General features: G+C 71.5%; 13 protein-coding genes. 5 read left to right on the forward strand and 8 right to left on the reverse strand.

From position 1 onward, the window contains the following. The 4 genes from ABD419_RS10060 to rimP form a co-directional block, all read right to left on the reverse strand. Positions 1–983 (reverse strand): translation initiation factor IF-2 N-terminal domain-containing protein (locus tag ABD419_RS10060; RefSeq protein WP_344485379.1); only part of this gene is annotated, 983 nt, incomplete at its 3' end. 81 nt (positions 984–1,064) lie between these two features. Then, the gene (locus ABD419_RS10065; RefSeq protein ID WP_344485382.1) at positions 1,065–1,439 is read right to left on the reverse strand and encodes a YlxR family protein; all 375 of its coding nucleotides are present in this window, start codon (positions 1,437–1,439) and stop codon (positions 1,065–1,067) included. Continuing rightward, complete coding sequence (gene nusA, locus ABD419_RS10070; protein ID WP_344485386.1) at positions 1,414–2,448, reverse strand: transcription termination factor NusA; 1,035 nt, start codon at positions 2,446–2,448, stop codon at positions 1,414–1,416. Before nusA ends, ABD419_RS10065 begins: the two co-directional genes overlap by 26 nt. 74 nt (positions 2,449–2,522) lie before the next feature. Further along, positions 2,523–2,984, reverse strand: coding sequence for a ribosome maturation factor RimP (gene rimP, locus ABD419_RS10075; RefSeq protein WP_344485389.1), 462 nt, complete (start codon positions 2,982–2,984; stop codon positions 2,523–2,525). A gap of 82 nt (positions 2,985–3,066) precedes the next feature. Between rimP and ABD419_RS10080 the strand changes: the two genes are divergently transcribed. The 5 genes from ABD419_RS10080 to ABD419_RS10100 all read left to right on the forward strand — a co-directional run bounded on the left by ABD419_RS10080 (position 3,067) and on the right by ABD419_RS10100 (position 8,104). Beyond that, a complete protein-coding gene (locus tag ABD419_RS10080) occupies positions 3,067–3,459 on the forward strand; it encodes a hypothetical protein (RefSeq protein WP_344485391.1) in 393 nt (130 codons plus the stop codon). Then, the gene (locus ABD419_RS10085; RefSeq protein WP_344485394.1) at positions 3,456–3,869 is read left to right on the forward strand and encodes a DUF4439 domain-containing protein; all 414 of its coding nucleotides are present in this window, start codon (positions 3,456–3,458) and stop codon (positions 3,867–3,869) included. The genes ABD419_RS10080 and ABD419_RS10085 overlap by 4 nt, the downstream gene beginning before the upstream one ends. A 119-nt stretch (positions 3,870–3,988) precedes the next feature. Further along, positions 3,989–4,570, forward strand: coding sequence for a PadR family transcriptional regulator (locus ABD419_RS10090; RefSeq protein WP_344485397.1), 582 nt, complete (start codon positions 3,989–3,991; stop codon positions 4,568–4,570). 5 nt (positions 4,571–4,575) lie between these two features. Then, positions 4,576–5,298, forward strand: coding sequence for an ABC transporter ATP-binding protein (locus tag ABD419_RS10095; protein ID WP_344485400.1), 723 nt, complete (start codon positions 4,576–4,578; stop codon positions 5,296–5,298). 1 nt (position 5,299) lies between these two features. Beyond that, complete coding sequence (locus tag ABD419_RS10100) at positions 5,300–8,104, forward strand: FtsX-like permease family protein (protein WP_344485403.1); 2,805 nt, start codon at positions 5,300–5,302, stop codon at positions 8,102–8,104. A 140-nt stretch (positions 8,105–8,244) separates the two neighbouring features. Here the strand turns inward: ABD419_RS10100 and map are convergent, their stop codons facing one another. The 4 genes from map to ABD419_RS10120 form a co-directional block, all read right to left on the reverse strand. Continuing rightward, positions 8,245–9,141 carry a type I methionyl aminopeptidase gene (map, locus tag ABD419_RS10105; RefSeq protein WP_344485406.1) on the reverse strand — a complete coding sequence of 299 codons (897 nt, stop codon included), beginning with the start codon at positions 9,139–9,141 and terminating at the stop codon, positions 8,245–8,247. A gap of 386 nt (positions 9,142–9,527) precedes the next feature. Further along, positions 9,528–10,061 (reverse strand): hypothetical protein, encoded by a 534-nt coding sequence (locus ABD419_RS10110; RefSeq protein WP_344485409.1) that lies wholly within the window; start codon positions 10,059–10,061, stop codon positions 9,528–9,530. 198 nt (positions 10,062–10,259) lie between these two features. Next, a complete protein-coding gene (gene ispG, locus ABD419_RS10115; protein ID WP_344485412.1) occupies positions 10,260–11,441 on the reverse strand; it encodes a flavodoxin-dependent (E)-4-hydroxy-3-methylbut-2-enyl-diphosphate synthase in 1,182 nt (393 codons plus the stop codon). Between the two features lie 29 nt (positions 11,442–11,470). Further along, positions 11,471–12,742: a M50 family metallopeptidase gene (locus ABD419_RS10120; RefSeq protein ID WP_344485415.1), complete on the reverse strand. Its 1,272-nt coding sequence runs from the start codon at positions 12,740–12,742 to the stop codon at positions 11,471–11,473. Between the last annotated feature and the right edge of the window lie 2 nt (positions 12,743–12,744).

Below are 12,744 nucleotides of genomic sequence, written 5' to 3' on the forward strand. Positions count from 1 at the left end.
CCGCCGCCGCCCGCGCGGCCGCCGCCGCCGCGGTAGGGAGCCGGCGCGCCGGTCGAAGGACCGGAACCGCCGGTGCCGCCCGCGGCGCCACCGCCGCCGCCGGAACCGCCGAACGTGCCGCGGTAGTTGCCGCCGCCCCCACCGGGACGACCGCCACCGCCGCCGGGACGGCCTCCGCCGCCGCCGGGTCCGCCGCGACCGCCGCCGCGGGCCCCGCGGGGACCGCCGTCACGGCCGCCGCCGGCCGGACGACCGGGCATCATGCCCGGGTTCGGCCGCGGGGGCATCATGCGCGGGCTGGGACGGGGACCGTCGGGGCGGTCGCCGCCGTCCTCGGGGGCGGCCGGGCGCGGCTTCGCGCCGGTGCCTCCACCGACGCCGAACGGGTTCTTGGGGCCCGGCTTCGGCGCGCCCGGACGGGCGGCGGGAGCGGGCTTGGGGCCGGGCTTCGGAGCCGCCGCGGCGACGCGCGCCGCATCGGCCTGCTCCTGCTGACGCTTGACCAGCTCCTCGGCGCGCTTCTGCTCCGCGGCCACCTCGATGTCGCGGGCGGACGCGGGCTTGACCTCGGGCTGGGCCGCGACGGGCGCGGGCTTGGGGCCCGGCCGCGGTCCGCCCGGCTTCGGGGCGGCCTTCTTCGCGGCCTTCTTGGCTTCCGCCTCGGCCTTGGCCTCGGTCTTCGCGTCCTTCGCGTCGACCTTGGCCTGCATGATCTTGGACGGGCTCGGGGCCGCCGGGCGCGGCCGGGAGGCCGCTGCCGGGGTCGCGGGCGCGGGCGTCGGGGACTCGGTCTTCCCGGCCGACGCAGCCGGGGCGCCCTGTGCCGCGTCGTACTCCAGGCGCAGTCGACGCGCCACCGGCGCTTCGACCGTGCTCGACGCTGACTTCACGAACTCGCCCATGTCGCCCAGGCGCGAGAGCAGCTCTTTGCTCGTCGTGCCCAGTTCCTTGGCAAGTTCATGTACGCGGGGCTTTGCTGCCACTGCACTCCTCACATTCGAGGCCGTACGGGCAGCGCCCGCCGACCTCAGCCTTCCACTGACAACCAGTTCATCGGGAGAACTTCATCGCGTGGTCTTCATTCGGTCTCTACCTGCTTCGTGTGCGGGAGTCGGCCTCTCGGCCGACTCCGACTCGACAAGGGTTCGCACCGCGGCGACGTCCACGGCTCCTTCTATCCTGAGCGCCCGGGCGAACGCACGCTTACGAACTGCCTGGTCAAGGCAGTTCGAAGAGTGGTGCACATGGGCTCCGCGTCCGCTGAGGCGGCGCTGCGGGTCCGGAATCAGCAGATTCTGGCAACCCTCAGAGCGTCGAACGACGACGCGCAGCAGCTCGGAAGCGGAAGCACGTCTGCGGCACCCCACACAGGTGCGGACTACCGCTGCGTCACGTTGCGATCCGTTAATAAGTCTACCTCCCGGAGCGGCGGCCGCCACCGGCCGGGCCGGTCTCCTCCTTCGCGCCGCCGGACACGTGGGCGTCGGACTTGATGTCGATCCGCCACCCTGTGAGCCGCGCCGCAAGACGCGCGTTCTGACCTTCGCGGCCGATCGCCAGCGACAGCTGGTAGTCCGGGACGATGACCTCGGTGGAGCGCGTGGACTCGTCCACGACCCGCACCGACAGGGTCTTCGCCGGCGACAGGGCGTTCGCCACGAACTGCGCGGGGTCGGCGCTCCAGTCGACGATGTCGATCTTCTCGCCGCCGAGCTCGCTCATGACGGCGCGCACGCGCGAGCCCATCGGGCCGATGCACGCGCCCTTCGCGTTGACGTCCTTCGTTGTGGCGCGCACCGCGATCTTGGAACGGTGACCGGCTTCACGTGCGATCGCCGGGATCTCCACCGCGCCCTCGTCGATCTCGGGCACCTCGAACGCGAACAGCTTCTTGACCAGGGCCGGGTGGGTGCGGGAGAGGGTGATCTGGGGGCCGCGGGCGGTGCGGTTCACCTGGATCACGATGGCGCGGATGCGTTTCCCGTGCTCGTAGTTCTCACCGGGGACCTGCTCGTTGAGGGGCAGGGTGGCCTCGATCTTGCCGAGGTCGACGGTGACGATCCCGCGCTCGTTGCGCTCTCCGTGGGCCTGGACGACGCCGGTGACGATGTCGCCCTCCTTGCCGGAGTACTCGCCGTAGTTGACCTCGTCGGCGGCTTCGCGGAGCCGCTGGAGGATGACCTGCTTCGCGGTCTGGGCGGCGATGCGGCCGAAGCCCTCGGGGGTGTCGTCGCGCTCGGAGACGACCTCGTCCTCCTCGTTCAACACTGGCACCAAGACATTGGCGATCCCGCTGTCGCGGTTGACCACGACTCGTGCGCGCTCATCGGCCCCGGGGGTGTGCTTGTAGGCGGTCAGCAGCGCCGATTCGATAGCGCCGAGGATTGTCTCGAAAGGGATGTCGCGCTCGCGTTCCAGCGACCGCAGCGCGGCCAGGTCGATATGCACCCGTTCTCCTTAAGTCTTGAGTTGTCCTCACCGCGGCCGTTCAAGGCGTGCGAGCCGGCGTCGCCATCGGACGCTCATCTCAGCTCGATCTGCACCTTGCCGGGCCCCAGCTCGGCATAGGTGGCCGAGCGGCGCGCGCCGTCGGCCTCTAGTTCAATCCCCCGCTCGCTGGCATCCGCGATCCGCCCTTTGACAGGCTCCTCCCCGATGTTCACGGCTACCAAGCGCCCAATATTACGCCGCCAGTGCCGAGGCTCGGTCAGCGGACGGTCGACCCCCGGCGAGGACACTTCCAGGGTGTATGCGGTGTCCGCGAAGGGTCCGCCGGTCGCGTCGGACTCGTCGAGGGCCCTGGAGCACGCTTTCGAGACAACGGCCACATCGTCCAGACTGATCCCGCCGTCCTTGTCCACAAGGACTCGCACGAGGAGTCTTCGCCCGGCCTTCGTGACGGCCAGCCCCTCGAGGTCGTATCCCGCGGCGGCGACCGCCGGGGACAGGATCGATTCCACTTCGGCGCGCTGCTCGGATCCCATGCGCACTCCTCTCGTATCGCCTATTTCGCCGAGATTAACCGCCCGGAGTCAGAATGGAAAGGCAGCCTGGGAAACTGGGTGGGTGTTCACGACTCGACGCGCACTCCTGATGGGCGCGGCCGTCCTCGCCGCGGCCGGCTGCACCGAGCAGGCGCAGATCACCACCTCCGACGCCGATCTCACCGCCGCCCTCCGCACCGCGCGCGCCCTGGCGCAGGGGGCCGAGGCCCTGGGCTACGGCGAGATCGCCGAGGACCACCGGACCCACGCCGCGACCCTGGAGCGCCTGCTGCGCCCCAACGCGATCACGGAGGAGGAGGTGGCGGCGCCGGCCGACGCCGAGGCGCTCGCCGCCGCCGAGACCGCCGGGAGCGACGAGGCCGCCGAGTCGTGCATGACCACCCAGTCGGACTACGCCGTGCTGTTCGCGGAGATCGCGGCCAGCCGCGCCGCCCACGCGGCGGTGATCGCGTGACCGCGACCGACACCGGCCTCGCGGCCGAGTACGCGGCCATCTTCGCCTACGGCGCGGCCGCCGTGCACCTCGACGGCGACGCGCGCGAGCAGGCCGAGGCACTCGACTCCGAGCACCGCTCCCGGCGCGACGCGCTGCTGGACCACTACGCGGCGGCCGGGGCCGAGGCGCCCGCCCCCGCGGCGGGCTACGACGTGGGCGTGGTCGCCGACGCGGCCGCCGCGCAGGAGCTGCTGACCGCGGTCGAGCTGGACGTGACCGCGACCTGGCGGGCCGGCGCGGCCGCGACCGATCCGGAGGAGCGGCGGCTGTGCCTCGACATGTACGCCGCCTCGGCGGTGTCGCTGGCGCGGTGGCGGCTCGCGATCGGGCAGGCCGTGGCCGACCCGTGGCCGGGACGGCCGCAGTAATTCACTGACCTGGGGGAACGACTCCACCCCATACCGCGTATCCCGTGTTTGCATACCCGCTATACCCTACTGAGTATCTCTTCGACGTGAAGAGTGTCCCCAGCGATGCGAGGTTGCACATGAGTGTCAAGCACAGCCTCCTGGCGCTGCTCGAACGCGGCCCGGCCTACGGCTACCAGCTGCGCGCCGCGTTCGAGAGCGCCACCGGCAACACCTGGCCGCTCAACATCGGCCAGGTCTACACCACCCTCAACCGGCTCGAACGCGACGAGCTCGTCGAGGCTCTGCCCGAGAACGAGTCCGGCCAGCGCCCCTACCGGATCACCGACTCCGGCCGCCGCCAGCTCGCGGGCTGGTTCGCCTCGCCCGTGCAGGCCGCCGACCGGCCCCGGGACGAGCTGACGATCAAGCTCGCCCTGGCCGTCACCACCCCCGGCGTCGACGTCGCCGACGTCATCCAGCGCCAGCGGACGGCGACCCTGCGCCTCCTTCAGGAGTACACCCGGCTCAAGGCCGCCGAGGACGACGCCGAGCTGGCCTGGCGGCTGGTCCTGGAGTCGATGATCTTCCGCGCCGAGGCCGAGGTCCGCTGGCTCGACCACACCGAGGCCGTCGTGGCCCGGACCGGACTGCCCGCGCCCTCCCCCTTCGCCTCCCACGTCGAGCAGCCCGAGACCGAGACCGTCCGAGAGCACCGGTGACCCCCATGACCGTCCTCCAGCTGCGGGCCGTGACCCGCGTCCACGGCGCCGGCGACAACGCCGTCCACGCCCTCGTCGAGACCGACCTCCAGGTCGCCGCCGGCGAGCTCGTCGCCATCATGGGCCCCTCCGGGTCCGGCAAGTCCACCCTCCTCAACCTCGCCGGCGGCCTCGACGCCCCCAGCTCGGGCCAGGTCCTCGTCGAGGGCACCGTCCTGGCGTCCCTGAACAAGAAGCAGCTCGCGCGCCTGCGCCGCCGCAGCGTCGGGTACGTGTTCCAGGACTACAACCTGATCCCCAGCCTCACCGCGGCCGAGAACGCGGCGCTGCCGCTCGAACTCGACGGGGTGTCCGCGGGGAAGGCCCGCGCGCAGGCGCTCGCCGCGCTCGAAGAGGTCGGGCTCGACGCCAAGCAGGCCGACCGGTTCCCCGACGAGCTGTCCGGCGGGCAGTCGCAGCGCGTCGCCATCGCCCGCGCCCTCATCGGGGAGCGCCGCCTCGTGCTCGCCGACGAGCCGACCGGCGCCCTCGACTCCACGACCGGGGAGGAGGTCCTCAAACTGCTGCGCCGCCGCTGCGACGCCGGGGCCGCCGGGCTCCTGGTCACCCACGACGCCCGGCACGCCGGGTGGGCCGACCGCGTGGTGTTCCTGCGCGACGGCCGCGTCGTCGACTCCTCCGCGCCCCTGCCCGCCGCCGAGACCCTGCTCGAAGGGGCGGGTTCCTGAGATGGGCAACGTGACGATCGCCGGCCAGCGGCTGGCGTTCAGGATCGCGCGCCGCGAGGCGCTGCGCTACAAGGGGCGGTCGGCGCTGTCGATCACGCTCCTGGGGCTCCCCCTGCTCGCCGTCGCCATCGGTGCGAGCGTGTACGACACCGCGATGCTCTCCGACGAGGAGACCGCGGCGCAGGTCCTCGGCGAGAACGAGGCCTACATTGAGTTCGCCGTCCCCGGCGCCCCGCTCGTCCAGCACTCCTGGAACAACCGCTGGTCGATGTACGACATGGACGACTACGAGGACCCGGGGCGCGGGGTCACCGACACCGAGATCCTCAACGCCCTCCCGGTCGGCTCCTGGATCGCCCCGTACACCCCCGACGCCAACTCGGGCGAGACCGCGCAGGTCGAGACCCCCGACGGGCTCGGGCAGGTCTTCACCTTCGGCTACAGCCTCGGCGACGGCCTCTACGAGGCCGCCGGGCTCGAGTACCTCGACGGCTCCGCGCCCGGGCGCGGCGAGGTCGTCATCAGCGGCGCCGCGGCCGACTACCTCGGCCTCGGCGTCGGCGACGACCTCGCGGTCGAGAGCGGGCCGGGCAAGGGCGAGCACGAGGTCAGCGGGATCGTCGAGCTCCCCTGGGACCTGAACGGCCGCTATGCGATCGGCGGGGTCTTCCCGATCCAGGCCAGCGGCTGGCTGGTCGACACCCCCGAACCGCTCACCAAGGAGCAGGCGGTCGCCCTCAACGGACTCGGCATGACGGTCTGGGCGCAGTCGCTGCTCGACGAGCCGACCACCGGCGCGTACGGCGACCAGCAGCTCATGATGGACGAGGCCGAGCTCATGATCTACGGGCTCATCGTCGTCGCGGTCGTCATGGAGGTCGTGCTCCTGGCCGGTCCCGCGTTCGCGATCAGCGCCCGCAGGCGCACCCGCGAGTTCGCGCTCATGAGCGCCAACGGGGCGACGCCGGGCCAGATCCGGAACACCGTCCTCGCCGGCGGCGTCCTCTTCGGACTGCTCGCGGCGTTCGCGGCGATCGTGATCGGCATCGGCCTGGTCGCCGCCGGCATGCCGTGGCTGGAGCAGCTCATCGGCCACCGCAGCGCCGGACTGCGCGTCATGCCGGCGCTCCAGGCCGTGCTCGTGGGGGTCGCGCTCGCCACGGGCCTGCTCTCGGCGCTCGCCGCCGCGATCAGCGCCTCCCGCATCAACGTCGTCGCGGCCCTGACCGGCCGCGCGGGCCGCCGCAAGGGCTCGAAGCGGTGGATGTTCACCGGCGTCGGCATGGTCGCGGCGGGCATCGCCGCGGGCCTGGGCGGCGTCGCGATCTGGAGCCTGCCGCTCATGGCCGCGGCGATCATCCTGGCGCAGCTGGGACTGGTCGTGTGCACGCCCGCGCTCCTGTCGTTCACCGCGCGCCTGGGCCGGTGGCTGCCGCTCGCGCCGCGCATGGCGCTGCGCGAGGCCGGGCGCAACCGCGGCTCCGCGGCCCCGGCAATCGCCGCGGTCCTCGGCGTCGTCGCCGGCGGCATGGCCTTCTCGATGATCGTCACCGCCGACTCGGTGCGCAACGAGCAGAGCCAGGAGCGGATCCTGACCCAGGGCGCGATGACGCTGACGCTCTTCAACAACGGAGACGCGGCCGAGGTCGACTGGGAGGGCGCGCGCGCCGAGGCTGAGCCGATCCTGGAGTCGCGCCTCGACGAGGTCGAGCTGACCCCGGTGACGACGTTCAGCCCGGCGGAGGACTGCGCCGGCGAGCTGGCGAGCGCCGACATGTGGGCCGACTGCGCGTGGACGATCACCAGGCCCGACGAGCACGTGTGCTCGTACTGGACCGCGGACAAGCCCGACGAGGAGGCCGACCGGGCCGCCGTCGAGGCGGCCCGCGAGGACCCGAACTGCGACGAGACCGGCGCCGACTACTGGGGCGCGGTGTACGACGTGCCGGGGTCGACCGATCCCGCGATCGTGGCGGCGTACACCGAGCTCGAGGGCGAGGAGCTCGACCGGGCGGTCGAGGTGCTGGAGGCGGGCGGCGTGCTCGTCAGCGACCGGCTCGCCCTCACCGGCGACGACACAGTCGTGCTCCAGAAGGCGGTCACCCTCTACGACGTCGACGGCGAGCCCGTCGACGACGAGCCCGCGATCACCGAGCTGGAGGTGCCCGCGATGGTCGTGGACCGGGGCCAGCTCGGCTACAACCGGCTCTTCCTGAGCCCCGGCGCCGCCGCGGCGATGGAGCTGGAGTCGGCGGTCTGGCAGCAGGTGTACCTGGTCGACACCGCCGGAGAGATGGAGCCCGGCACGGCCGAGGCGCTCGCGGAGGACTTCAGCCAGGAGCTCGCCGACGGCCAGGTCTGGGCGAACTTCACGGTGACCGACTACACCGACCCGTTCACGTTCTACTTCACGATCGCCGTGACGGGGCTGTGCGCGCTGGTGGCGCTGGGGGCGACCGCGGTGTCGACCGGGCTCATCATCGCCGAGCAGCGGCGGGACATGGCGACGCTCGGCGCGGTCGGGGCCGCCCCGGGCCTGCGCAAGCGGTTCGCGATGTGGCAGACCGTGGTGATCGCGGTGTTCGGCGCCGGGCTCGGCACCGCCGCCGGGGTCGTCGGGTACGCGCTCATCCGGGAGGCCCTGAACCGGCCGCTCCAGTGGACCTACCCGTTCGACGCGATGTACGGCTGGGAGCTCCCGTGGGCGAGCTTCGCGATCATGCTGCTGGCCGTGCCGCTCATCGCGGCCGCCGGGGCGGTCGTGTTCACGAAGGCGACGCTGCCGAGCGAGCGGCGCATCACCTAGGGCGCCAATGAGAGCAGGCCCGTCCGCGTTCGCGGACGGGCCTGCTGCGCGCTCGGGAGGCGGCGCCGGCTCAACCCCTCGGAGACATCGGCATCTCAGTGACCGGCGCCGCCCCGCCTCAGCTTAGGAAGGGACTGCCACTACAGCTGCCCCGCAGGCGTTCCGGCGGGCACCCCTGTGGACGGGAGGGTGAGGATCTCGAAGCCGTCGTCGGTGACCAGGAGGGTGTGCTCGAACTGGGCGGTCCACTTGCGGTCGCGGGTGACCGCGGTCCAGCCGTCGTCCCACATCTCGTGGTCGGCGGTCCCGAGGTTGATCATCGGCTCGATGGTGAAGGTCATCCCGGTCTCGATCTCGGTGGTGAGCTTCGGGTTGTCGTAGTGCGGCACGTAGAGGCCGGAGTGGAACGAGGTGCCGATGCCGTGGCCGGTGAACTGGCGGACCACGCCGTAGCCGAAGCGGGAGGCGTACGCCTCGATGACCTTGCCGACCACGTTCAGCTGACGGCCGGGCTTGACGGCCTTGATGCCGCGCCAGGTGGCCTTCCAGGTGCGCTCGACGAGGTCGCGGACCTCGGGGGCGACGTCGCCCGCGAGGAAGGTGGCGTTGCAGTCGCCGTGGACGCCGCCGATGAACGCGGTGACGTCGACGTTGACGATGTCGCCGTCCTCGATCACGGTCGAGTCGGGGATGCCGTGGCAGACGACCTCGTTGAGCGAGGTGCAGCAGGACTTGGGGTAGCCGCGGTAGCCGAGCGTCGACGGGTACGCGCCCAGGTCGCACAGGTACTCGTGGACGACCGCGTCGAGCTCGTCGGTGGTGGTGCCGGGGGCGACGGCCTTGCCGGCCTCCACGAGCGCGTCGGCGGCGATCCGGCCGGCGGTGCGCATCCGCTCGACCGTCTCGGCGTCCTTGACCTCGCTGCCGGTGAACGGCGCCGGCGCGGGCCGGTCGACGTACTCGGGGCGGGCGATCGACTCGGGGACGCTCCGGCGGGGACTCTGCTTTCCGGGACGCAGCGCGGGACGGGAACTCATCGCCACAGACTAACCAACGCGTGCCCCGGGACCTGCGGGGCCGCTGTGACTCCGTTATCGAGACGACGCGGAAAAGTGCGGTTCGCGAGGAGAAAACCTCTTGCGTTTCGAGTCCGGAATCGGCATCCTGAGTGCACCGGCCCGCTCCTTGAGCAGGCCGGACCCCGCGAGGCCTCTCCTGTCCGAGCCGACGCGGGGCGCTGCTCCCGCGGTAGTGCCGGCGACCTGGTTCCGTACCTGGAAGCCGGCGTACGACACCTCCCGCGGTCGAGCGCCCCGCCTGTCCAACCCAGGCGGCGTGCAGTCGCCCTGCGTCGGCTCACCACCTCGAAGTCGAAAGGCCCGCGTCCCCCCGTCAGGGGCGCGGGCCTTTCTCGAATCCGCCGCTAGGCGGCTTCGAGCTCCTTGGTCGCGTCCTCGTCGGACGAGTCGGCCGCGGCGGCCGCCGCCTCGGGGGCGCTGACCTCCTGCGCGAGCCGCTCCCACAGCATCCCGCCGGAGTGCGCGACGGCGCCGACGATCGAGGGCACGAACGGCAGCACCCAGTCCGCGAGGAACCCGGCGTGCGGCATGTTGAGCACCAGCATCGCCGAGCCGGCGCACAGCAGGCCCTGGAGGGTGCCGCGCCAGGCCGCGCGGGTGCCGTCGATGACGGCCTCGCGGCGCTCGGTCGCCGGGTCGTGGAACTCCGAGAGCCCCGCCGCGTCGCGGCGCCCGAGGTAGGCGCCGACGGTCGCCTGGACCGCCGTGCCCGCGACGACCGCGGCGAGGAGGCTGTTCTTGGTGACGACGTAGATCAGCGCGAACAGGAGCCCGCCGCCGAGGAGCGTCAGGACGCCCCGGATCCAGTCGACCTTCTCGCCGGGGTACCAGTAGTACTTGGTGACGCCCTCGGAAATCTGGCGTTCGATCTTGCCCATGTCGGAGGCTCCCTTGTCAGCAGGCGCAGGCACGACAATTATGCGTGGCGCCGGACACGGTGCAGGCGGAATCCTCCGAGTCACCAATATGGAATTTCGCACACGATGCGTGCGGTGTCCGGTTCACCCCTGGCGTGAACTGCCGCTGCGTACAAGCGTAGTGAAGCGTCCGTTCGTCCGGAGTCGGCGATCCGACAGTCAGTGGACCTTGACGACCGGCCCGGCGAGCCCGCGGAGCTCCTCGGGGAGCTCGGCGCCCATCTCCTCGGCGAGGCGCACGGCCTCCTCGATGAGGGTCTCCACGATCTGCGACTCGGGCACGGTCCGGATGACCTCGCCCTTGACGAAGATCTGGCCGCGGCCGTTGCCGCTGGCGACGCCCAGGTCGGCCTCGCGGGCCTCGCCGGGGCCGTTGACGACGCAGCCCATGACGGCCACGCGCAGCGGGACCGGGAGGCCTTCGAGACCGGCGGTGACCTGCTCGGCCAGCGTGTAGACGTCGACCTGCGCGCGCCCGCACGAGGGGCACGAGACGATCTCCAGGCCGCGTTCGCGCAGGCCCAGGGACTCCAGGATCTGGTTGCCGACCTTGACCTCCTCGACCGGCGGGGCCGAGAGCGAGACGCGGATGGTGTCGCCGATGCCCTCCGACAGGAGCGCGCCGAACGCCGCGGCCGACTTGATGGTGCCCTGGAACGCGGGCCCGGCCTCGGTGACGCCCAGGTGCAGCGGGTAGTCGCAGGCCTCCGAGAGCAGGCGGTAGGCCTTGACCATGACGACCGGGTCGTTGTGCTTGACCGAGATCTTGATGTCGCGGAAGTCGTGCTCCTCGAACAGGGACGCCTCCCACAGCGCCGACTCGACCAGCGCCTCGGGCGTGGCCTTGCCGTACTTCTGGAGCAGGCGCTTGTCGAGCGAGCCGGCGTTGACGCCGATGCGGATCGGCGTCCCGGCGTCCTTCGCGGCCTTCGCGATCTCGCCGACGCGGTCGTCGAACTGCTTGATGTTGCCCGGGTTCACGCGGACCGCCGCGCACCCGGCGTCGATCGCCGCGAAGACGTACTTCGGCTGGAAGTGGATGTCGGCGATGACCGGGATCTGCGACTGCTTCGCGATGACCTTGAGCGCGTCCGCGTCGTCCTGGGTCGGGCACGCGACACGCACGATCTGGCAGCCGGTGGCGGTCAGCTCGGCGATCTGCTGGAGCGTCGCGCCGATGTCGGAGGTCCGGGTCGTGGTCATCGACTGGACGCTGATCGGGGCCCCGCCGCCGACGAGCACGCCGCCGACGTTGAGCTGCCGGGTCGTCCGGCGGGGCGCCAGGGGCTCGATCTCGTGATCGTGGCGCTTGGTGGGGATACCGAGGTTCACTGCGGTCATGTGGCTAAGTCTCCACCCAGATTCGCGGGTCAGTTGAAGATAGTGATCGGGTTGACGATGTCGGCGGTGATGGTCAGCAGCATGAAGCCGCCCAGGAGGACGATCACAGCGTAGGTCAACGGCATCAGCTTCAAGTAGTCAACTCGCCCGGGGTCCGGGCGCCCGCGCTTGGCGGCGACCCACGACCGGAACCGCTCGTACCAGGCGATGGCGATGTGTCCGCCGTCCATCGGGAGCAGCGGCAGCAGGTTGAACACGCCGATGAAGTAGTTCAGGACCACCAGCAGCATGAAGAACATCGCCCACTGGTCGTACTGGACCATCTCCCCGCCCAGGCGGGAGGCCCCGACGACGCTGACCGGGGTGTCCTCGGCGCGCTCCTCCCCCATGATCGCGTCCCACAGCGGCGGGATCTTCGAGGGCAGCTGGCCCAGGGCGATGAAGGTCTCCTTGAACATGTCACCGGTGTAGGTGACCGTCTCGCCGATGCCGGCGATCGGTCCGGCGCCCTCCGCGGTGTAGGGGATTGCCGGGTCGACGTAGACGAACACGCCCAGGCGGGCGACCTCCTCCACGACGCCGTCCTCGTTCTCGACCTCGGCGGCGTAGGGGGTGACCTCGACGGTCTTCTCGGCGCCGTCGTGCTCGACGGTGACGGCGACGGGCTGGCCCGGGGTGAGCTCGCCGACGGCGGCCAGGAGGCCGTCCCAGTCCGCGATCTCAGTGCCGGCGACGGTCGTGATCTCGTCGCCGTTCTCGATCCCGGCGGCGGCGGCCGGGCCCTCGATCTGGCCGTCGGCGCAGTCCCCGGCGGTGCCGGTGGCCGGGTCGGAGGTCTCGACGCAGGGGGCGACCTCGACGGCGACGTTCTCCTGCCCGGTCTCGGCGGCCTCGGCGTAGGCCGGGTTGACGCCGATCCCGACGAAGGCGACGAGGATCCACAGGACGACGAAGCCGAGGATGAAGTGGGTGATCGAGCCGGCCGCGAGCACGACGGTGCGCTGCCACAGCGGCTTGCGCCAGAAGACCCGCTTCTGGTCCTTCTCGTCGAGCTCTTCCTCCTCCTCTTCGAGGGGGGTCATGCCGACGATCTTGACGAACCCGCCGAGCGGGACGCCCTTGACGCCGTACTCGGTCTCGCCCTTGCGGAAGGACCACAGGGTCGGTCCGAAGCCCACGAAGTAGCGGGTCACCTTCATGCCGAAGCCCTTGGCGGTGAGCATGTGCCCGAACTCGTGGAGGCTCACGGAGATGAGGATCGCCAGCGCGAACAGCGCGATCCCGGTGATGTAGGCCGTCAAGT

The sequence above is a fragment of the Glycomyces endophyticus genome, from assembly GCF_039531525.1.
Classification (GTDB): Bacteria; Actinomycetota; Actinomycetes; order Mycobacteriales; family Micromonosporaceae; genus Glycomyces; species Glycomyces endophyticus.